Origin of the sequence: Kitasatospora sp. NPDC127060 (genome assembly GCF_042724935.1) — a bacterium.
Taxonomy (GTDB): Bacteria; Actinomycetota; Actinomycetes; order Streptomycetales; family Streptomycetaceae; genus Kitasatospora.
The window spans coordinates 39,507-60,682 of record NZ_JBHXEG010000005.1 but is presented as its reverse complement, the minus strand read 5'-3'; the positions used below and the strand labels follow the sequence as shown (position 1 = coordinate 60,682).

Annotated in this window: 18 protein-coding genes and 1 tRNA gene; 13 read left to right on the top strand and 6 right to left on the bottom strand. The window is 70.7% G+C overall.

Annotated elements, in window-relative coordinates; genetic code table 11:
• The first annotated feature begins 204 nt into the window (after window positions 1–204).
• The 6 genes from ACFWIS_RS04965 to ACFWIS_RS04940 all read left to right on the top strand — a co-directional run bounded on the left by ACFWIS_RS04965 (window position 205) and on the right by ACFWIS_RS04940 (window position 7,123).
• Window positions 205–693, top strand: coding sequence for a PaaI family thioesterase (locus tag ACFWIS_RS04965; RefSeq protein WP_380451835.1), 489 nt, complete (start codon window positions 205–207; stop codon window positions 691–693).
• Window positions 694–1,319: 626 nt separating this feature from the next.
• On the top strand, window positions 1,320–2,564 hold the full coding sequence (locus ACFWIS_RS04960) for a branched-chain amino acid ABC transporter substrate-binding protein (protein ID WP_380451837.1): 1,245 nt from the start codon (window positions 1,320–1,322) through the stop codon (window positions 2,562–2,564).
• Between the two features lie 170 nt (window positions 2,565–2,734).
• Window positions 2,735–3,664 carry a branched-chain amino acid ABC transporter permease gene (locus ACFWIS_RS04955; RefSeq protein WP_380451839.1) on the top strand — a complete coding sequence of 310 codons (930 nt, stop codon included), beginning with the start codon at window positions 2,735–2,737 and terminating at the stop codon, window positions 3,662–3,664.
• Window positions 3,661–5,601, top strand: coding sequence for a branched-chain amino acid ABC transporter permease (locus ACFWIS_RS04950; RefSeq protein WP_380451841.1), 1,941 nt, complete (start codon window positions 3,661–3,663; stop codon window positions 5,599–5,601). Before ACFWIS_RS04955 ends, ACFWIS_RS04950 begins: the two co-directional genes overlap by 4 nt.
• Before the next feature lie 8 nt (window positions 5,602–5,609).
• Window positions 5,610–6,410, top strand: coding sequence for an ABC transporter ATP-binding protein (locus tag ACFWIS_RS04945; protein ID WP_380451889.1), 801 nt, complete (start codon window positions 5,610–5,612; stop codon window positions 6,408–6,410).
• Window positions 6,407–7,123 carry an ABC transporter ATP-binding protein gene (locus ACFWIS_RS04940; RefSeq protein WP_380451843.1) on the top strand — a complete coding sequence of 239 codons (717 nt, stop codon included), beginning with the start codon at window positions 6,407–6,409 and terminating at the stop codon, window positions 7,121–7,123. The genes ACFWIS_RS04945 and ACFWIS_RS04940 overlap by 4 nt, the downstream gene beginning before the upstream one ends.
• A 55-nt stretch (window positions 7,124–7,178) precedes the next feature.
• On the opposite strand, the gene ACFWIS_RS04935 is transcribed toward ACFWIS_RS04940, so the two are convergent.
• Window positions 7,179–7,838, bottom strand: a complete 660-nt coding sequence (locus tag ACFWIS_RS04935) for an ANTAR domain-containing response regulator (RefSeq protein WP_380451845.1) — start codon at window positions 7,836–7,838, stop codon at window positions 7,179–7,181.
• A 94-nt stretch (window positions 7,839–7,932) separates the two neighbouring features.
• Between ACFWIS_RS04935 and ACFWIS_RS04930 the strand changes: the two genes are divergently transcribed.
• Window positions 7,933–8,015 (top strand) — tRNA-Leu (locus tag ACFWIS_RS04930).
• A gap of 24 nt (window positions 8,016–8,039) precedes the next feature.
• Here the strand turns inward: ACFWIS_RS04930 and ACFWIS_RS04925 are convergent.
• The 3 genes from ACFWIS_RS04925 to pyk form a co-directional block, all read right to left on the bottom strand.
• Window positions 8,040–8,339, bottom strand: coding sequence for a multiprotein-bridging factor 1 family protein (locus ACFWIS_RS04925; protein WP_380451847.1), 300 nt, complete (start codon window positions 8,337–8,339; stop codon window positions 8,040–8,042).
• Window positions 8,336–8,695, bottom strand: a complete 360-nt coding sequence (locus tag ACFWIS_RS04920; protein ID WP_380451849.1) for a type II toxin-antitoxin system RelE/ParE family toxin — start codon at window positions 8,693–8,695, stop codon at window positions 8,336–8,338. The genes ACFWIS_RS04925 and ACFWIS_RS04920 overlap by 4 nt, the downstream gene beginning before the upstream one ends.
• A 110-nt stretch (window positions 8,696–8,805) precedes the next feature.
• On the bottom strand, window positions 8,806–10,236 hold the full coding sequence (gene pyk / locus ACFWIS_RS04915; RefSeq protein WP_380451851.1) for a pyruvate kinase: 1,431 nt from the start codon (window positions 10,234–10,236) through the stop codon (window positions 8,806–8,808).
• 361 nt (window positions 10,237–10,597) lie between these two features.
• Between pyk and ACFWIS_RS04910 the strand changes: the two genes are divergently transcribed.
• The 6 genes from ACFWIS_RS04910 to ACFWIS_RS04885 all read left to right on the top strand — a co-directional run bounded on the left by ACFWIS_RS04910 (window position 10,598) and on the right by ACFWIS_RS04885 (window position 18,466).
• Window positions 10,598–11,692 (top strand): hypothetical protein, encoded by a 1,095-nt coding sequence (locus ACFWIS_RS04910; RefSeq protein WP_380451853.1) that lies wholly within the window; start codon window positions 10,598–10,600, stop codon window positions 11,690–11,692.
• Window positions 11,689–13,344 carry a VWA domain-containing protein gene (locus ACFWIS_RS04905; protein WP_380451855.1) on the top strand — a complete coding sequence of 552 codons (1,656 nt, stop codon included), beginning with the start codon at window positions 11,689–11,691 and terminating at the stop codon, window positions 13,342–13,344. Before ACFWIS_RS04910 ends, ACFWIS_RS04905 begins: the two co-directional genes overlap by 4 nt.
• Complete coding sequence (locus ACFWIS_RS04900; protein WP_380451857.1) at window positions 13,331–13,927, top strand: hypothetical protein; 597 nt, start codon at window positions 13,331–13,333, stop codon at window positions 13,925–13,927. The genes ACFWIS_RS04905 and ACFWIS_RS04900 overlap by 14 nt, the downstream gene beginning before the upstream one ends.
• 255 nt (window positions 13,928–14,182) lie before the next feature.
• Window positions 14,183–16,018 (top strand): bifunctional metallophosphatase/5'-nucleotidase, encoded by a 1,836-nt coding sequence (locus ACFWIS_RS04895; RefSeq protein ID WP_380451859.1) that lies wholly within the window; start codon window positions 14,183–14,185, stop codon window positions 16,016–16,018.
• A gap of 555 nt (window positions 16,019–16,573) precedes the next feature.
• Window positions 16,574–17,500: an NADP-dependent oxidoreductase gene (locus ACFWIS_RS04890; protein ID WP_380451861.1), complete on the top strand. Its 927-nt coding sequence runs from the start codon at window positions 16,574–16,576 to the stop codon at window positions 17,498–17,500.
• 33 nt (window positions 17,501–17,533) lie between these two features.
• Window positions 17,534–18,466, top strand: a complete 933-nt coding sequence (locus ACFWIS_RS04885) for an AraC family transcriptional regulator (protein WP_380451863.1) — start codon at window positions 17,534–17,536, stop codon at window positions 18,464–18,466.
• 74 nt (window positions 18,467–18,540) lie between these two features.
• On the opposite strand, the gene ACFWIS_RS04880 is transcribed toward ACFWIS_RS04885, so the two are convergent.
• Both ACFWIS_RS04880 and ACFWIS_RS04875 read right to left on the bottom strand, forming a co-directional pair.
• Window positions 18,541–19,998 (bottom strand): aldehyde dehydrogenase family protein, encoded by a 1,458-nt coding sequence (locus ACFWIS_RS04880; RefSeq protein WP_380451865.1) that lies wholly within the window; start codon window positions 19,996–19,998, stop codon window positions 18,541–18,543.
• Between the two features lie 48 nt (window positions 19,999–20,046).
• The gene (locus ACFWIS_RS04875; RefSeq protein ID WP_380451866.1) at window positions 20,047–20,913 is read right to left on the bottom strand and encodes a helix-turn-helix domain-containing protein; all 867 of its coding nucleotides are present in this window, start codon (window positions 20,911–20,913) and stop codon (window positions 20,047–20,049) included.
• Between the last annotated feature and the right edge of the window lie 263 nt (window positions 20,914–21,176).

Genomic DNA, 21,176 nt, shown 5'->3' with positions numbered 1-21,176 from the left:
CACCCGTCGCGCCCTTGTCCGTACTCTGCGTAGCCACGTCAACGTCCGTTCCTGCCGATTCCACTACCGGCCCCCGATCCTATGGCCCGGCACCGACAAAAGGGGCGCCGCGCCGGTCCGGCCGGGCCCACTACCAGCGAGTAGGACGGTCGTACGATCTCAGACAGCACGACCACGCGAACCCCGAACGGCAGGAGCTCCCCCATGACCGACGCGGCCCCCGGCAACGCCACCGAGAGCGCTCCCGGCAACGCCTCCGTCCTCAAGGTCCCGCAGGACGTGCTGGACCACTTCGCCAGGCTCGGGGTCGACCCGGAGACCTTCTCCGGCGGCCACCTCGGCGAGAAGCTCGGCATCCGGATCGTCGAGGCCTCCGGCGACCGCGTGGTCGGCACCATGCCGGTCGACGGCAACCAGCAGCCGTACGGCCTGCTGCACGGCGGCGCGTCGGCCGCGCTGGCCGAGACGCTCGGCTCGATCGGCGCGATGCTGCACGCCGGTCCGGGCCGGTACGCGGTGGGCGTGGACCTCAACGCCACCCACCACCGCTCGGCCACCTCCGGCCTGGTCACCGGGGTGGCGACGGCGGTGTTCAAGGGCCGCACGGCCGCCACGTACGAGATCGCGATCACCGACGACACCGGCAAGCGGGTCACCAGCTGCCGGCTCACCTGCATGCTGCGCGACCTGTAGGGCGTGCCGTCGAACTCCCTGGTCGGATCCCAACAGTCCTGCGCCCGCGAACAGTTGCGGTCCGGACGACATCAAATCCCTTTCCCGCCCCCTTGTTTGACCTTCCGCCGCCCTGGGCAGGCGTTGGTCTGGACAAGGGGGCGTCGGCATGCCCGGCCGTTGCTCGGCGGTGCGCCCGGCACTCTTCCCCTGCCTGTAACACTGCGTAACAGGTAGGAAATCCAAGCAAGCGGCGGTTCCGCGGCCCGTAGCGCCCGGGACCCCCCTCGCCGCGCCCCCATCGTCCGAAATGCGGACGTTCACGGTCGAAAGCAGCACACCGGACGGCAGTGTCCGATTATCGACCGTGCCAGCTGCAACCCGCATTTCTGGCCCTTACATCTCTCTACCAGCAAGTAAACGCCCAGGAGTTCAGGATCGGTCGAGCCAAAACTTCCACATGCTGAGACAATTGCTCCGTGTGCTCATAACAAGAGAATCACAGCCTGCTCGCAGCACTGCCCGAGCCGCCCAACGACGCCTAGAGTCACGGCCAGTCACCGCGCCACCGGATTGGGCCAGGCCCTCCGCGCACCCCGGCTCCCGCCACTCAGGCGCGGGCGCCTCCTGAACCGAAGGGGACCCTCGTGCGTCATCGTTCAGCCGTTGTCGTGAGCATTGCCGTGATCGGCGCCCTCAGCCTCACCGCCTGCGGCTCCCGCGGCGGGAAGTCCGGCGACAACGCCGGCGGCAAGGACAGCAACGCCTCCACCACCGTCGTCATCGGCGTCGACGCCCCGCTCACCGGCGACCTCTCCGCCCTCGGCCTCGGCATCCGCAACTCCGTCGACCTCGCCGTCAAGAACGCCAACGCCAACAACGAGGTCCCCGGCGTCAAGTTCGAGGTCAAGGCCCTGGACGACACCGCCAAGCCCGCCCCCGGCCAGCAGAACGCCACCCAGCTGGTCAGCGACGCCAAGGTGCTCGGCGTCGTCGGCCCGCTCAACTCCAGCGTGGCGCAGTCGATGCAGCAGATCTTCGACGACGCCAACCTGACCGAGATCTCCCCCGCCAACACCGGCGTCGCCCTCAGCCAGGGCGAGAAGTGGGCCAGCGGCGACAAGAAGCGCCCCTTCAAGTCCTACTTCCGCACCGCCACCACCGACGCCGTCCAGGGCCCCTTCGCCGCCCAGTTCCTCTACAACGACGCCAAGAAGACCAAGGTCTTCCTGATCGACGACCAGAAGACCTACGGCGCCGGCCTCGCCTCCACCTTCAAGGGCGAGTTCACCAAGCTCGGCGGCACCCTGGCCGGCGAGGAGCACGTCAACCCGGACGACCGCGACTTCTCCGCCATCGTCACCAAGGTCAAGGCCTCCGGCGCCGACGCCGTCTACTACGGCGGCGAGTACCCGGCCGCCGGCCCGCTCTCCCTCCAGCTCAAGGACGCCGGCGTCAACATCCCGCTGATGGGCGGCGACGGCATCCAGAGCGCCGACTTCATCAAGCTCAACCCCAAGAGCCAGGGCGACTTCGCCACCGCCGTCGGCCTCCCCGTCGAGTCCCTGGACACCGCCAAGAAGTTCATCGCCGACTACAAGACCGCCGGCTACAAGGACGCCTACGAGACCTACGGCGGCTACTCCTACGACAGCGCCTGGGCCATCATCCAGGCCGTCAAGAACGTCGTGAAGGACAACAACGGCAAGCTCCCGAGCGGCAGCAACCTCCGCGCCACCGTCCGCGACGCGGTCCAGAAGGTCTCCTTCGACGGGGTCACCGGCAAGGTCTCCTTCGACGAGTTCGGCGACACCACCAACAAGCAGCTCACGGTCTACACCGTCAAGGACGCCAAGTGGGCCGTGGAGAAGTCCGGCACCTTCAACGGCTGAACCGACCGCAGCAGCTGACGGACTGACGGCCCGGAGCCCGCAACGGGCGATCCCGCAGCCGCCGTTCCGACCCACCGCAGCACCCGCGCGGGGGCGCCACGAGTGCCCCCGCGCGCGCCCACATCCACCACCCACGCGGACACCCCCGAACGCACTACGGAGGCCCAGCGGTGCACGACCTACCGCAGCAGCTGGCCAACGGCCTGATCCTCGGAGCCCTCTACGGACTCGTCGCGATCGGCTACACGATGGTCTACGGCATCGTCCAGCTCATCAACTTCGCCCACGGCGAGATCGTCATGGTCGGCGGCTTCGGCGCCCTGACCGCCTACCTCGCCCTCCCCGGCGGCACCACCCTGTGGCTGGCCCTACCCCTCATGCTGATCGCCGGCATCCTGGTCTCCACCCTCACCGCCGTCGCCGCCGAGCGCTTCGCCTACCGGCCGCTGCGCAACGCCCCCCGGCTCGCCCCGCTGATCACCGCGATCGGGCTGTCCATCTTCCTGCAGCAGCTCGTCTTCTCCTTCTACCCCGACGCCAAGAAGGCCCGGGTCTTCCCCAAGATCCCCGGCGACCCCTTCAGCCTCGGCTCCGTCAGCATCCAGCGCAGCGACCTCTTCCTGATCATCGCCGCCCCGCTGTGCATGCTCGCCCTCGGCTGGTTCGTCACCCGGACCCGCTCCGGCCGCGCCATGCAGGCCACCAGCCAGGACCCGGACACCGCCAAGCTGATGGGCATCGACACCGACCGCATCATCGTCCTGGCCTTCGCCATCGGCGCCGCGTTCGCCGCCGTCGCCGCCATCGCCTACGGACTGCGCACCGGCCAGATCGACTTCCGGATGGGCTTCATCCTCGGTCTCAAGGCCTTCACCGCCGCCGTCCTCGGCGGCATCGGCAACATCTACGGCGCCATGCTCGGCGGCCTCGCCCTCGGCCTCGCCGAAACCATCGCCACCGCCTACATCCAGCACCTGCCCGGCATGCACCTCTTCGGGGGCGGCGCCTGGAAGGACGTCTGGGCCTTCGTACTCCTCATCCTCGTGCTCCTCCTCCGGCCGCAGGGCCTGCTCGGCGAGCGCGTCGCGGACAGGGCGTGACCACCATGACCACCACCAGCACCGAGACCACCCCGGTCATCCCCCTGCCCGCCGTCGCCGCCACCGCCCTCACCGGCCTCGGCGCGCTCCTCACCGCCGGCTCCGCCGCCATGTCCTGGACCTGGACCAGCGACTTCCCCGGCGACCTCACCTACTTCGGCTCCCCGGCCGGCCTCCAGTGGCTGGCGATCGTCGCCGGCGTCGTCACCCTCGTCCTGCTGCTCGCCGGCCGCGGCGTCCCCGGCCTGCGCTGGGCCGCCCCCAGCCGCAGCGACAACGCCGTCCTGTACGCCGCCACCGGCGCCCTGGCCGTCGCCGCCTACTCCGTCGCCGCCATCTCGGTCGAACTCGGCGGACTGGCCAACCTCGAACCCGGCGGCTGGGTCCTCGCCGCCGGCGGCCTGCTCGGCGTCCTCGGCGCCCTCGGCCTCCCGCTCGACCGGCGCACCGCCGTCCCGCTGCGGATCCTCGACAAGCGACTGTTCCTGCTCGTCCCGGCCGCCCCCCTCGGCTGGCTCGGCGCCCACGCCATCCCCGAGGACAAGCCCGTCGCCCCGGTGATGACCGCCCTGGCCGGCGCCCTCGCCATCGCCGCCGGCGCCGTCCTGCTGCTCCAGCTCGGCCACCTCGCCAACACCTGGCTGCGCCTCGGGAAGATCGACCGCCCGCTGCCCGCGGCGCGCGAACTCCCCTCCTGGGTCGAGGTCCTGCTCATCGTGCTGGCCTTCGGGATCGGCCTGTTCGCGATCACCTTCGGCATCGACACCGAGTACGGCGAGCTCTTCGTCGGCTACCTGCTGCTGGCCGGCCCGACCATCGGCGCCCTCGCCAAGTCCGGGCTGCTGGGCCGGCTGCGCGCCCTGACCATCAAGTACCGCCCGGTCACCACCGGCGCCGCCTTCGCCGCCGCCGCGAGCTTCCCGTTCACCCAGAACAGCGACCAGTACACCTCCGTCGCCACCAACATCCTGATCTTCGCCACCGTCGCCCTCGGCCTGAACATCGTCGTCGGCCTGGCCGGCCTGCTCGACCTCGGGTACGTCGCCTTCCTCGGCGTCGGCGCCTACGCGGCCGCCCTGGTCTCCGGCTCCCCCGCCTCGCCGATCCACGTCCAGTTCCCGTTCTGGGCCGCGATGCTCACCGGCGCCGCCGTCTCCATGGTCTTCGGCGTCCTGATCGGCGCCCCCACCCTGCGGCTGCGCGGCGACTACCTCGCCATCGTCACCCTCGGCTTCGGCGAGATCTTCCGCATCACCATGCTCAACCTCAACGGCACCACCGGCCCCAAGATCACCAACGGCTCCAACGGCATCCCGCGCATCCCCGACCTGGAGATCCTCGGCTTCGACCTCGGCAAGCCGCACACCATCGGCGGCATCGAACTCGGCCGCTTCTCCAACTACTACCTGCTGATGCTGCTGGTCACCGCCGTGGTCGTGCTGATCTTCGCCCGGGTCGGCAACTCCCGCATCGGCCGCGCCTGGGTCGCCATCCGCGAGGACGAGACCGCCGCCGAGGCCATGGGCATCAACGGCTTCCGGCTCAAGCTGCTCGCCTTCGCCCTCGGTGCCTGCCTGGCCGGCCTGGCCGGCACCGTCCAGGCGCACGTCAGCTACACCGTCACCCCCGACCAGTACACCTTCGCCGAGGCCCTGCCGCCCAACTCCGCCTTCCTGCTCGCCGCCGTCATCCTCGGCGGCATGGGCACCATCAGCGGCCCGCTGGCCGGCGCCACCCTGCTCTTCCTCATCCCGAAGAAGCTCGAATTCCTCTCCGACTACCAGCTCCTCGCCTTCGGCGCCGCCCTCATCATCCTGATGCGCGTCCGCCCCGAAGGCCTCATCCCGAACCGCCGCCGGCAGCTGGAGTTCCACGAAGCCGCCATCCCGGCCCAGTCCACCGGCGAGCCGGGCGCACTCACCAAGGCAGGGGCGTGACCGACCAGATGACCACCGCAACGCCACTGCTCGACGTCACCGGCGTCACCATGCGCTTCGGCGGCCTCACCGCCGTCAACGACGTCTCCCTCACCGTCGGCGAGGGCGAGATCATCGGCCTCATCGGCCCCAACGGCGCCGGCAAGACCACCTTCTTCAACTGCCTCACCGGCCTGTACGTCCCCACCGAGGGCACCGTCCGCTACCGCGGCACCCAACTGCCGCCCAAGCCCCACCTGGTCACCCAGGCCGGCATCGCCCGCACCTTCCAGAACATCCGGCTCTTCGCCAACATGACCGTCCTGGAGAACGTCCTCGTCGGCCGGCACAGCCGCACCAAGGAGGGCATCTTCACCGCCATCCTCCGCGGCCCCCGCTACCACCGGGCCGAAGCCGAGAGCCGCGAGAAGGCCATGGAACTCCTCGCCTTCACCGGCCTCGCCGACAAGGCCGACCACCTCGCCCGCAACCTCCCCTACGGCGAACAGCGCAAGCTGGAGATCGCCCGCGCCCTCGCCTCCGACCCCGGCCTGCTGCTGCTCGACGAGCCCACCGCCGGCATGAACCCCCAGGAGACCCGCGCCGCCGAGGAACTCGTCTTCGCCATCCGCGACCAGGGCATCGCCATCCTCGTCATCGAGCACGACATGCGGTTCATCTTCAACCTCTGCGACCGCACCGCCGTCCTCGTCCAGGGCCAGAAGATCGTCGAGGGCGACCGCGAGACCGTCCAGAACGACGAACGCGTCATCACCGCCTACCTCGGCGCCCCGCTCGAAACCCCCGCAGCACCGGAGGACCCCAAGTGACCGCGCTCCTCGAAGTCCAGGACCTCCGCGTCGCCTACGGCAAGATCGAGGCCGTCAAGGGCATCAGCTTCACCGTCAACCAGGGCGAGGTCACCACCCTCATCGGCACCAACGGCGCCGGCAAGACCACCACCCTGCGCACCCTCTCCGGCCTGCTCAAGCCCACCGCCGGCCGGATCACCTTCGACGGCCAGGACCTCTCCGCCGTCCCCGCCCACAAGATCGTCGCCCTCGGCCTCGCCCACTCCCCCGAAGGCCGGCACATCTTCCCCCGCATGACCATCGAGGAGAACCTCCTCCTCGGGGCCTTCCTGCGCAGCGACACCGCCGGCATCGCCGCCGACGTCGAGCGCGCCTACAGCCTCTTCCCCATCCTCGGCGAACGCCGCAAGCAGGCGGCGGGCACCCTCTCCGGCGGCGAGCAGCAGATGCTCGCGATGGGGCGGGCGCTGATGTCCCAGCCCAAACTGCTGATGCTGGACGAGCCCTCGATGGGTCTCTCCCCGCTGATGATGCAGAAGATCATGTCCACCATCGTCGAGCTCAAGGCCTCCGGCACGACCATCCTGCTGGTCGAGCAGAACGCCCAGGCCGCCCTGTCACTGTCCGACCAGGGCTACGTCATGGAGACCGGGCGCATCGTCCTCTCCGGCACCGGCGCCGACCTCCTCCACGACGAGTCCGTCCGCAAGGCCTACCTCGGCGAGGACTGACCCCCACGCGAGAGGGGCCCGGCAGATCCGATCTGCCGGGCCCCTCTCGTCTTCGCTACTCCGCCTTGTCGGGCTCCTCGGCCTTCTTGCGGTCCTGGGCCTCGCCCTCCTCGATGACCGCCTCGGCCACCGCCGCCATCGTCATCCGGCGGTCCATCGAGGTCTTCTGGATCCACCGGAAGGCCGCCGGCTCGTTCAGCCCGAACTTGGTCTGCAGCACACTCTTGGCGCGGTCCACCAGCTTCCGGGTCTCCAGCCGCTGGGTGAGATCCCCGATCTCCTTCTCCAGCTCCCGCATCTCGGTGTACCGCGACACCGCCATCTCGATCGCCGGCACCAGGTCCGCCTTCGAGAACGGCTTCACGATGTACGCCATCGCCCCCGCGTCCCGCGCCCGGTCCACCAGCTCCCGCTGCGAGAACGCCGTCAGCATCAGCACCGGCGCCAGGTGCCGCTCATGGATCTGCTCAGCGGCGGACAGCCCGTCCAGCACCGGCATCTTCACATCGAAGATCGCCAGATCCGGCTTCAGCTCCTCAACGAGCTGAACCGCCGTCGCCCCGTCCCCGGCTTCGCCGACGACGGTGTACCCCTCCTCCTCCAGCATCTCCTTCAGGTCGAGGCGGATCAGCGCCTCGTCCTCGGCGATCACAATCCGGGTGATCTGGGGCGATTCGGTCTCAAGCGGCTGTGCCTGCTCGTCGGCGGTGCTCACGGGGCTCCTAGTTCCGGCGGGGTCCTGCAGTAATCGAGGGTACCTAGCAGCGGCCGACCACACACAGCCGGTATGCTCTGTCGGGACTGGCCCCGCCGGGTTGGTGGAACGGCATACACGGATGTCTCAAACACATCTGCCCGAAAGGGCTTGCGGGTTCGAATCCCGCACCCGGCACCCTTCTCCCCTCCGACGCCCTCGTCAACCCGCTTTGTCCAACGGTTCCAACTCGACCGTGAGCCGCATGCCGAGCGCCCCGGCGAACCGCTCCAGGACCACGATCGTGGGCATCGTGCCGCCCGCCTCGAACCGTGCCACGGCAGGCTGCTGCATGCCGGTCGCCGCCGCCAGCTGGGCCTGGGTCATGCCGAGCGCCTCTCGCCGCAGCCGGACCTTCTCCCCGAGTTCGAACCGGATCCGCGCGGCCTCGTACGCCGCACCAGCACCCGGACGGTTCAGGATCTCCTCGCGCATGGCGCGCCAGGACGTGCGCTCGCTCATCTCGCCCACTCCTCGTCCTCGTCAACGGTGTGCTGCTCGACCACGCAGCGACGCAGCGCCCGCCTCGCGCGGTCGACCTCCCCGGCCTCCCGCATGCGCGTCTTGCGGAACACCGTCAGCAGGATGATCCTCCTGCCGGACGCGATCCAGTAACTGATGCGCATGTCCAGTTCGTTCAGGTGGAAGCGCAGTTCCCGGAGCTTGCCGTCCAGTTGCCGGGTGTGCGGTTCCCCGAGCAGCGGGCCCCGGACGGCGAGCAGGTCGACGTAGAACGCGACCGTCTCCCGGTCGTCCTGGCCCAGCCCGAGGATCCAGTCGCGGACCTCCGGTTCGAGCTCCACTTCTCCCCATGTCATAACACGGATGGTATGGAACCGCCAGGGCGGCGGTCCGCGGATCCGACGGCCGACGGGCGGCATCCCTTCGGACGAGGGACGCCGCCCGCGAACGGCCGTTCGCCCCCCGGTCAGACGTCCAGGGTCCCCACGTGGTGGACCCGCACCAGGTTGGTGGAGCCGGCCAGGCCGGGGGGCGAGCCGGCCGTGATGATCACGGTGTCGCCCTTCTGGCAACGGCCCAGCGAGAGGAGTGCCGCGTCGACCTGTTCGACCATCTGGTCCGTGGTCGGGGCGAACGGGCCGAGGAAGGTCTCCACGCCCCAGGTGAGGGCGAGTTGGCTGCGCACGGCCGGTTCGTAGGTGAAGGCGAGCACCGGGATGGGTGAGCGGTAGCGGGTGAGCCGCCGGGCGGTGTCGCCGGACTGGGTGAAGGCGATTAGGTACTTGGCGTGCAGGAAGTCGCCGATCTCGGCGGCCGCGCGGGCGACGGCGCCGCCCTGGGTCCGCGGCTTGCTGCCGGTGGTCAGCGGGGGCAGTCCGGCGGCCAGGATGTCGTTCTCGGCGGCTTCGATGATCCGGCCCATGGTCTTCACCGTCTCGACCGGGAACTTGCCCACCGAGGTCTCCCCGGAGAGCATCACCGCGTCCGTCCCGTCGAGCACCGCGTTGGCGACGTCGGAGGCCTCGGCGCGGGTCGGCCGGGAGGCGTTGATCATCGAGTCGAGCATCTGGGTAGCGACGATGACCGGCTTGGCGTTGCGCCGGGCCAGTTTGATGGCGCGCTTCTGGACGAGCGGGACCTGTTCGAGGGGCATCTCCACGCCCAGGTCTCCGCGGGCCACCATGATGCCGTCGAAGGCGTCCACGATGGAGTCCAGGTTCTCGACGGCCTGCGGCTTCTCGATCTTGGCGATGACCGGGACGTACCGCCCCTCCTCGGCCATCACCCGGTGCACGTCCTCGATGTCGCGCCCGCTGCGGACGAAGGAGAGCGCGATCAGGTCGGCCCCGGTGCGCAGCGCCCACCGCAGGTCGGCGACGTCCTTGTCGCTGAGTGCGGGGACGGAGACGGCGACGCCGGGGAGGTTGAGGCCCTTGTGGTCGGAGACGAGTCCGCCTTCGATGACGAGGCACCGCACCCGCGGTCCGTCGACGGCGACGACCTCCAGGGTGACGCGGCCGTCGTCGACGAGGATGCGTTCGCCGCGGCCGACGTCGCCGGCGAGGCCGGCGTAGGTGGTGCCGCAGATGTCCTTGTCCCCCACGACGCCGTTGTCGGTGGAGATGGTGAACTCGTCGCCGCGTTCGAGAAGTACGGGGCCGTGGGCGAAGGTGTCGAGCCGGATCTTCGGGCCTTGAAGGTCGGCGAGGACGCCGACGCTCCGGCCGGTTTCGTCGGCGGCCTTGCGGACGCGACGGTAGCGTTCCTCGTGTTCGGCGTGGGTGCCGTGGCTGAGGTTGAATCGGGCGACGTCCATCCCGGCGTCGACCAGCGTCTTGATCTGGTCGTACGAGTCGGTGGCAGGCCCGAGGGTGCAGACGATTTTTGCTCGGCGCATACTGCTGAGGGTAGGCATTACCGGCGCGTAACCTCGACGTGGGTCCGGTCTGCGGGATGACCGTTGTGCCAAGGCGAGTTGAACAATCTGACACAGGCTCGGACCGATGTGCGAGGGCCGCTTCGGAGCCCGCGCGGGAGCCCACACCGGAGCCCGCACCGGAGCCCGCACCGGAGCCGTCCGGGAGCCCCGCGAGGGCCGTCCGGGGCACCGTGGACGCCCGGCCGGTGCGATTCCGTGAAGCGGTGTTCACCCCCGGTTCACCGCACCTTCCGGCCGCGCTCCCTCCCCGGCGGGACGCTCGTCACCCCCGGGTGTCGCACCCGGGGGTGACGCAGCGACGAGGGGGGAGGCGCTCGCGATGAGACGACGCGCCCTGGGAGTGCTCGCGGCCCTGGCCCTGTTGGGCGGGGTGACGTACGCGCTGGTCCCGGACGACGAGCCGGGCCGGAAGACGGTCACGGTCACCGGGCTGATCGGCTCGGAGAAGCGGGCGTTCTTCGAAAGCCCCGATGTGAAGGAGGAGTTGGCGAAGCAGGGCCTGGAGGTGCACGCCGACTCCACCGGTTCCTGGACGATGAGCGAGCAGGCCAAGAGCAGCTCGGGCCTGGACTTCGCGTTCCCGGCGAGCACCGCGCCGGCCCGTGAGATCCAGCGCAACTGGGGGCAGCAGGACTCCCCGCTGGTGCCGTTCTACTCGCCACTGGTGATCGTCACCCACGGGGACGTGGCGAACATCCTCAAGAAGAACGGCCTGGCCACGCCGGACGATTCGGGCGTCTGGACGTTCAAGATGGACGAGTACGTCAACGACCTGAAGCTGAACCGCAAGTGGCAGGAGCTGAAGGGCACCGAGGACCACAGCGAGCTGGCCGGTCCGCTGTTCGTCACCACCACCGACCCGGAGAGCTCGTCCTCGGGCGCCCTGTACGTCGCCCTGTTGTCGTACATCCTGAACAACCACTCGGTGGTCTCCGACGACCCTGGCGTCGACGCCGCCCGGCAGGTGCTGCACACGGCGACCGCCCTGCAGGGCGGCCAGAAGAGCAGCAGCGACGAGCCGTTCCGGGACTTCCAGGCGGGCGTCGGCAATCCGCTGATCTTCGGCTACGAGTCGCAGGTCGCCGCGATGGCGGTGCAGGGCCAGTCGACCGGGGACATGGTGGTGATGTACCCGGACACCACGGCGTACTCCGACCACACCCTCGTCGCCCGTACCGACAACGGCCGGAAGCTCGCCGGGCTGCTCCAGAACGACGAGGCGCTGCGCAGCCTGGAGGTCCGGTTCGGCTTCCGCCCGCAGGCCCGCAGCGAGGCCTTCGCCGGGCAGGTCAAGGGCATCAAGCAGCCGGTCTTCGCCCAGGACCTGAACGCGGCGAAGGTGAAGCAGGCGACGGTGCCGTCCCTGGACAACCTGCTCAAACTGACCGCCGCGGCCAAGGGGGCCCAGAAGTGAACGTCCCTACGAAGCGCCGCGGTTGGGCCGCGGCCGGGTTGGCGGCCGTCCTCGCGGCGGCCTCCGCCTGCACCTCCTCGCCGGCCCCCGCGCCGCGCCCGAACCCGACCGGGGCGATCGCCAGCACGCCCACCCCGGGGGTGCTGCGGGTCCTGGCCGGCAGTGAACTCCAGGACCTCCAGCCGGTGCTGGACGACGCCCGGAAGGCCACCGGGGTGACGGTGCAGCTCGCCTTCAGCGGCACCCTGGACGGCGCGGACACCGTCTCCACCGGCCGGGCGGACGGCAAGTACGACGCGATCTGGTTCCCGTCCAACCAGTACCTGCGGCTCGACCAGGCCGGCAAGTCCAAGGTGCTGTCGGAGACCCCGGTGATGGTCTCCCCGGTGGCGGTCGGGGTGCGCTCGTCCGTCCTCAACGACCTCGGGTGGGGCGACGGTTCGAAGGTCACCTGGGCGCAGATCGGCGACGCGGCCGCGGCCGGGAAGCTGTCCTACGGGATGTCCGACCCGTCGCGCTCCAACTCGGGCTTCTCCGCCCTGGTCGCGGTGGCCTCGGCGTTCTCCGGCGCGGGGGCGGCGCTGACCGAGGCGGACGCGCAGAAGGCGACGCCGCAGCTGAAGCAGTTCTTCACCGGCCAGAAGCTGACCTCCGGCTCCTCCGGCTGGCTGGCGCAGGCCTACACCCGGGCGGAGCCGGGCAAGGTCGGCGCCCTGGTGAACTACGAGTCGGTACTGCTGTCCCTGAACAAGACCCTTCCGCCGGACCAGCGGCTGACGGTGGTGCGCCCGCTGGACGGCGTGGTGTCGGCGGACTACCCGCTGTCGCTGCTGTCCTCGGCGCAGCCGAGCGAGCGCGACTCCTTCCAGCGGCTGGCCGGCTACCTGCTGAAGGAGGACGTGCAGAAGCGCATCTCCGAGCTGACGCTGCGCCGCCCGGTGACGGCCGGGGTGGCCCCGGCCGCGGGCCTGCCCACCGACCGCCGCCGCGAGCTGCCGTTCCCCGGCACCAGGGCGGTGGCGGACGGCCTGCTGTCCTCGTACCAGAACGAACTGCGCCGCCCGTCCAGGACGGTGTACGTGCTGGACACCTCGGGCTCGATGGACGGCAGCCGGCTGGACTCGCTGAAGGCGGCGCTGGGCCGGCTGACCGGCACCGACGACACCCGCGGACTGCGCCGGTTCCGGGACCGCGAGGAGGTCACGCTGATCTCGTTCGCCTCGAAGGTGAAGTGGACGAAGACCCATGTCGTCCCGGCCTCGGGCAGCCGGCCGGGGCCGGAGACCGAGCTGGCGTCGATCGACTCCGACGTCCAGTCCCTGCGGGCCGAGGGCGGCACGGCGCTGTACGACTCGCTGGAGCAGGCGTACCGGGTGATCGAGGACCAGCAGAAGGCGACCGGCGACGACCGCTTCACCTCGATCGTGCTGATGACCGACGGGGAGAGCAACGAGGGCGCCGGCGACGCCGACTTCAAGCGCTTCCACGACGGGCTGCCGGCGGCGGAGAAGTCCATCCCGGTGTTCCCGATCAAGTTCGGCGAGGCGGCGGTGAGCCAGCTGCAGGGCATCGCGGACGCCAGCGGCGGCAAGCTGTTCGACGGCGGCGGCTCGCTGGACGGCGTGTTCGAGGAGATCCGTGGCTACCAGTGACGGGTACGGCGGGCGGCTACTGCGCTACCTGGAGTCGACCCGCAACCTGGTCGGTTGCGGCGGCGGCGCCATCGGGCTGGGGCTGCACTTCGCCGGGCTGGGCGGGTCCTGGTGGCCGGCGGTGGTGGCGGGGCTGTACGGCGTCGGCGCCCTGCTGACGCCCGGCACGACAGACTCGCCCGACACGACCGACTCGCCCGGCACGACCGACTCGACGGACTCGACGGACTCGCCCGACTCGACGGATCCGACACCGCCGCCGGTGCCGCCCTGGCCGGCGGAGCCGTCGCCGCCACCCCGGCCCAACCCCGAGCTGGACCGGCTCGCCGCCTACCTGGACTCCGTCCCGCTGCCGGCCTCCGCCGGGGTGGACGCCCTGCTGGCGGCGCTGCGAAAAGCCGGGCCCGGTCCCACGGCGGACCCGGTCGTCCGGCACGGCCTGCCGGTCACGGTCGACGGCTACCTGCGGGCGCGCACCTGGCTGCCCTGGGCGGACCAGGGCACGCCGGACCCCGCGGCCGAGCTGGGCCGGCGGGTGAAGCAGTTGTCCGCCGGACTCGACTGCGCGTCGGACTCGACGTGAACCCGGCGGGACGGCCGGAAATCGACCGTCCCGCCCCCATACCACCCCCTTTCTCCCCCGCCCCGGTCACGAACGAGTCGCCAAGATCTCACCTGCTGGAAACGTCGGAGGGCTATCCAGCGGCCCGGCCCGCACGGCAAACTTCTACGCGCGTCCTTCTACGCGCGTCACCGCATCCGCGGACGCGCCACGCACCTCATAAGCACACAAATTGACGGCCCATCCGCCGTCATTCCCCACTCGGGAGAGTCGTCCATGCCGCTGAACCGCCGTGACTTCGTCACCCGGTCCGCCGCCACCGCCGCCGGTGCCGCCCTGGCCGGCGGAGCCGTCGTCGCCGCCGCCCCCGCCGCCGCGGCCGCCGAGCCGGACACGGCGGCCGCCAAGGGCAACAAGCACAAGCCCCGCCGCCAGGCCTTCACCGTCATGGGCACCACCGACCTGCACGGCCGGGTGCTCAACTGGGACTACTTCACCGACGCCGAGTACGTCGACAAGGCCCACAACGCGGTCGGCCTCGCCAAGATCTCCACCCTGGCCAACCAGGTCCGCGAGGACAAGGGCTGGGACCGCTGCCTGCTGATCGACTCCGGCGACATCATCCAGGGCACCCAGCTGACCTACTTCTACGCCCGGATCGAGCCGATCGCCACCGACGGCGACAACGTGCCGGACCACCCGATGGCCGTCGCCATGAACCTCATGGGCTACGACGCCGCCGCGCTCGGCAACCACGAGTTCAACTACGGCATCCCCACCGTGAAGGCCTTCGAGGACCAGCTGGAGTTCCCGCTGCTGGGCGCCAACGCGCTGCACGCGAAGAACGAGAAGCCGGCCTTCAAGCCGTACGTGATCAAGGAGGTGTGGCTGGACGAGGACACCCCGCTCAAGGTCGGCATCCTCGGCCTCACCAACCCGGGCATCGCGATCTGGGACAAGGCCAACGTCGCCGGCCAGATGGTCTTCCCGGGCATCGTCGAGACCGCCGCCAAGTACGTGCCCCGGATGAAGGCCGCGGGCGCGGACGTCATCGTGGTCTCCGCCCACTCCGGCATCGACGAGGCCACCACCTACGGTGACCAGCTGCCCTGGCCCGAGGACGCCTCCGGCGAGATGGCCGAGACCGTTCCGGACATCGACGCGGTGCTGGTGGGCCACACCCACAAGGAGGTCGCGCAGCGCCTCATCGTCAACAAGAAGACCGGCAAGACGGTCGTGCTCTCCGAGCCGCTGTGCTGGGGCCAGCGCCTGAGCTGCTTCGACTTCGAGGTCGAGTTCGCCGACGGCCACTGGAAGGTCGCCTCGGTCTCCTCCCGGGTGCTGAACTCCAACACCGTGCCGGAGAACCCGGAGATCAGCGACGCCATCGTCGAGCAGCACAAGAAGGTCGTGGCGTACGTCAACCAGAACATCGGCACCAGCAAGATCGAGCTGTCGATCGCCGACGCCCGGTTCAAGGCCACCCCGATCGTCGACCTGATCGGCAAGGTCCAGGCCGACGCCGTGAAGGCCGCCCTGGCGGGCGGGCAGTACGCCAACCTCCCGGTCCTGGCCCAGGCCGCCCCGTTCAACCGCACCGCGCTGATCCCGGCCGGCCAGGTCAAGCTGCGCGACGCGGCCGGCCTGTACATCTACGAGAACACCCTGGAGGCCCGCATCCTGACGGGCGCCCAGCTCAAGGACTACCTGGAGTTCTCGGCCAAGTACTACAACCAGCTCGCCGTGGGCGCCCCGGTCAACAAGGACACCCTGACCAACGCCGAGGACACCCCGGACTACAACTACGACTCGGTGTACGGCCTGAGCTACGACATCGACGTCTCCCAGCCCAAGGGGAGCCGGATCGTCAACCTCGGCTTCCAGGGCAAGCCGATCGACCCGAACGCCCAGTTCGTCCTCGCGGTCAACAACTACCGCGCCAACGGCGGCGGCAACTTCCCGCACGTCGCCACCGCCAAGGTCGTCTGGACGAACTCCGACGAGATCCGCAACACCATGATCTCCTGGGTCAAGGCCAAGGGCGTCATCGACCCCGCCGACTTCTTCACCGACTCCTGGCGCCTGGTCCGCGCCGGCCAGCCCCTGTTCTAGCCGCTGGCCTCCGAGGCGCCGCCGGATACCTGACCCGGCGGCGCCTCGCCGTGTCCGAAGCGGATGGCAGGACGGCCCGCATGGTCGACAGGGCCCACCGATCGCTCTCCTCCGCGCGCACCCTCGCCCCGCCGTCGGGCTGGAAGGTCGAGGCGACCGGCGACGCGGTCCTGGTGATCGCCCCTCCCCCCGCCACCCGCCACCCGCCACCCGCCACCCGCCACCCGCCAGCGCAATCTCCTGCTCGTCCGCAGGCAGTTCGAGGCATACCTCCCCATCGGCCTGATGCCCAGCGAGAACACCGTCCGACAGCGGCTACCGCCAGCAGTGGAACGGCAGGTTCGGCGACCGCGTGCCGATCCCGGCCCCCTTCGACTTCGAGCTCGTCACCGACACCCTCGCCCGCTATTCGGCCTGATCCGCTCCCTCCGCGAGACGATCGGACATCCAGCCGAGACTTGAGGATATTCAGCCGCTCGCCCAGCCCCCCTACCGTTGAACACATCGAGAACGGCCCCACGAGGGGCCGGTGTTGACCGGATGAGGGAGAGTTCGATGCGGGCGATCGTGCAGAAGGAGTTCGGCGGCCCCGAGGTCCTGCAGCTGGCCGAGGTGGAGCGCCCGAAGCCGCTCAGCGGCGAGGTGCTGGTGCGGGTGAAGGCCGCCGGGGTGAACCCGGTGGACGTGGCGGTGCGGGCCGGGGCGTTCCCGCTGCTGGGCGAGCCGCCGTTCACGGTGGGCTGGGACGTGTCCGGGGTGGTCGAGGAGGCCGGCCCGGGGGCCCGGTACCGGGTGGGCGAGGAGGTGTACGGGATGCCGTTCTTCCCCCGCGCGGCCGGCGGCTACGCCGAGTACGTGGCCGCACCGTCCCGCCAACTGGCCCGCAAGCCCGCCACCTTGGACCACACCCAGGCCGCCGCGCTGCCGCTGGCCGCGCTGACCGCCTGGCAGGGCCTGGTGGACCTGGCGAAGGTCGGCGAGGGCGACCGGGTGCTGGTCCACCGCGCGGCGGGCGGCGTCGGCCACCTCGCGGTGCAGATCGCCAAGGCCCGTGGGGCGTACGTGATCGCGCTGGCGAGCGAGCCCAAGCACGCCTTCCTCAAGGAGATCGGCGCCGACGAGCTGATCGACTACCGGACCACGGACTACACCGAGGCCGTCCGGGACGTCGACGTCGTCTTCGACTCCTCCTCCGAGGGCACCCGCGCCCTGGAGGTGCTGAAGCCGGGCGGCACCCTGGTCAGCATCATGGAGCACTGGAACCAGGAGCTGGCCGCCGAGATCGAGGCCGCCGGGCGCCGCTTCGCCGGCGTCTCGGTCGAGCCCGACTACGCCGGGCTGGAGGCGATCGCCGCCCTGGTGGACGAGGGCCTGATCCGCCCGTACGTCGCCGAGGTGTTCCCGCTCGCCGAGGCCGGCCGGGCGCACGAGCTGGTCGGCTCCGGTACCGTCCAGGGCAAGGTCGTACTGACCGTTGACTGACCGGAGCCGACTGCACGGGGGCGGGGGCGGACCATGGACATCCTGACCGAGGCGCTGGGTTCGATGCGGACGGCACATCCGTCCTCCGTACGCACCGAGGGCCGGGCACCGTGGGCCCTCCGCCTGCCCCCGGTGCTCGGCGCCGGGTTCCACGTGGTGCTGTACGGCACCTGCTGGCTGCTCCCGCTGGGGCCGGGGGAGCACGAGCCGGTGCCGCTCAGTCCCGGCGACATCGTCTTCCTGCGCGACGGCGGCGGCCACGTACTGGCCGACCACCCGGACACCCCGCCGGTGGACTCCCACGCCTGCCGGGTCGACAACGGCTCGCCGATCGGTACCCTGTCGGTCGGCGGCGACGGCGCCCGCACCAGCCTGCTGTGCGGCAACTACCACCTGGACCAGGGCCGCCCGCACCCGATGGTCCGCCAGCTGCCGCCCCTGATCCACCTGCCGACCCGGCACGGCCGCCACCCCGAACTGGCCGCCGCCGTCCAGCTGTTGGGCGCGGAGCTGGAGAATCCTCGGATCGGCTCGGTCGGGATCGTCCCGACACTGATCGACTCGCTGCTGCTGTACATCCTGCGGGCCTGGTTCGAGGACCAGCCCGCCGCGGCCGCCGCGGGCTGGGCGGCGGCGCTGCGGGACACCGCCGTCGCCCCCGCCCTGACCGCCATCCACGAGGCCCCGGCCACCCCGTGGACGGTGGAGTCCCTGGCGGACCGGGCCGGCCTGTCCCGGGCCGCCTTCGCCCGCCGCTTCACCTCGATGGTGGGCGAGCCGCCGATGGCGTACCTGACCCGCTGGCGGATGACCACCGCCGCCCGGCTGCTGCGCGAGTCGGAGGCACCGCTGACGACGGTGGCCGCGCGGACCGGGTACGGCTCGGAGTACGCCTTCGCCAAGGCGTTCAAGCGGGAGTTCGGCCTGGCCCCCGGCGGCTACCGCCGGGAGGCCCGCACCGCCTGACCCCGCGGAACGGATCCGCACTCGGACCCGAGCACGACCCGAGCACGACCCGAGCACGAACCCGGGAACAGCCCCTAGAACGGGAACGGCGCCCGCCCGTGCTGCACCGAGATCCACTTCAGCGTGGTGAAGGCGTCCACCGTGGACTCCCCGTTGAGCCGCCCGACCCCGGAGCTCTTCTCCCCGCCGAACGGCACCCCGGGCTCGTCCGCGATGGTCCCGCCGTTGACGTGGATCATGCCGGTCTCGATCCGCTGGGCGACCCGCACCCCGCGCTCGATGTCCGCGGTGTGCACCGCGCCGCTGAGCCCGAACGGCGTGTGGTTGGCCAGCCGGACGGCCTCCTCCTCACCGTCGAAGGGCACCAACAGGGCGACCGGGCCGAAGAGTTCGCGCTGCAGGATGGGCGCGTCCTCGGCCAGCCCGGTGAGCACGGTGGGCGCCATCAGGCTGCCGGTCGTGGCGCCGCGCAGCAGCACGGTGGCGCCGCCGGCGATCGCCTGGTCGACCTGGGCGTTGATGGCGTCGGCCTGGACGGCGTTGATCAGCGGGCCGAGGTGGGTGGCCGGGTCCCGGGGGTCGCCGACGGTCAGCGAGGCGACCTTGGCAACGAACTTCTCGGTGAACTCGGCGAGCACGCTGCGGTCGACCAGCACCCGGTTGGCGGCCATGCAGACCTGGCCCTGGTGGACGAAGCGGCTGAACACCGCCGCGTCCACCGCGTAGTCGACGTCGGCGTCGTCCAGCACGATCAGCGCGCTGTTGCCGCCGAGTTCCAGCACGGACCGCTTGAAGTGCGCGGCGGCCACGGTGGCGACGTGTCGGCCGATCTGGTCGGAGCCGGTGAAGGAGATCACCTTGGGCACCGGGTGCTCCAGGAAGCTGTCGCCGATCTCCGCGATGTCGGTGATGACGACGTTCAGCAGGCCGGGCGGCAGGCCCGCGTCCTCGAAGAGCTTGGCGATCAGGCTGCCGCCGACGATCGGGGTCTCCTGGTGCGGCTTGAGCACCACGCCGTTGCCGAGCGCGAGCGCCGGGGCGATCGCCTTCAGGGCCAGGAACAGCGGGAAGTTGAACGGGCTGATCACGCCGACCACGCCGACCGGCAGCCGGTGCAGGCGGTTCTCCTTGCCGGGCGCGGTCGAGGGCAGCAGCCGCCCCTCGGAGGCCACCGACAGGTGCACGCACTCCCGCAACATGTCCTTGACCAGGCCCAGTTCGAAGCCGGCCTTGAGCGCGGTGCCGCCGAGTTCGGCCATGATGGCCCGGACGATCTCGCCCTCGCGCTCCTCGACCAGCCGCAGCGCGCGCTCGAACACCAGCCGTCGCTGGTACGGGTTGGTGGCGGCCCAGGAGCGCTGGGCGCGTTCGGCGGCGCGGTAGGCCCGGTCGACCTCGGCGACGGTGGCCACGGTGATGGTGGCCAGCTTGTCGCCGGTGTAGGGGTCGACGTCGACGATGTCCCAGGAGCCGCTGCCGCTGCACCATTCACCGTCGATGTACTGCAGCGCCAACTCGGAGAAGTACGACATCTGATCCCTCTCGTGCCCGACCTGATGGGAGCTCATCGTACTGATGTGTCAGAGCTCTTGGCGTACCGAGCGCAGAAGATCGCGGGTCTGTTCGAGTCCGAGGCTCTCGGCGATCAGCCCGTCCATCGCCTGCCGGTACGAGGCGACCTCGGCGGGCTTGTCCACGTAGAGCGCGGTGGTGAACAGCTCCAGGTAGACGACGTCGGCGAGTTCGGCCTCGGCGAAGCCCAGCACGCTGAACGCGCCGCTCTCGGCGCCGAGCGCGGCGCCGCCGAGCGGCCGTACCTGCAGCCGTACGTTGGGAAGTTCGGAGAGTTCGAGCAGCCGGTCGAGCTGGCCGCGCATCAGCTCGGGCCCGCCCCAGGGGCGGCGCAGCGCGGCCTCGTCGAGGACGGCGAGCAGCTGCGGCGGGTGGTCGGCGGTGAGCAGGTCCTGGCGGGTGCGCCGCACCTCCACCCGGCGTTCGATCTCGCTGTCCTCGACGACGTGGCCGCCGGCGGTGATCACGGCGCGGGCGTAGTCGGCGGTCTGCAGCAGCCCGTGGACGAACTGGACCTCGTAGCTGCGGATCTCGGCGGCGGCCTCCTCCAGCCCGAGGTAGTTCTGGAACCAGGCGGGCAGCACGTCGCCGTAGTCGTGCCACCAGGAGGTGGCGTTGGCCTCCCGGACGAGGCCGAGGACGTTGGCCCGCTCCTGCTCGGCGTCGACGCCGTACAGGGTGAGCAGGTCGGCGACGTCGCGTTCCTTGAAGCCGACCCGGCCGAGTTCCATCCGGCTGATCTTGGACTCGGAGGCGCGGATCGAGTACCCGGCCTCCTCGCGGCTGACACCTCTGGCCTCACGGAGCTTGCGCAGCTGGCTGCCGAGCAGCAGGCGCCGTACGGTGGCACCCCCGCCTGCCTGAGTCGTGCCCATCGAAGTCACCCTCCGCACTCGCGCAGCCCCCCGGCCGTCGGCCGCAGTCTGCCACCTGGCACCGACGAACAACAGCCCGTCCCGGGACGATTCCGGCCGGGGGGCGAAGCCTGGGAGAACGCTGTGAGCGGACCTTCGGCGCACGGACGGAACCGCAGGTAGGAGCGCCGGTAAGAGGCAGGTGAGGGCCCTGGCCGCAGGGACCTGAGGGGCGGGTGGGGCGCCAGGTGAGAACCACCTGGGAACGCCGCCGGGACACCCCT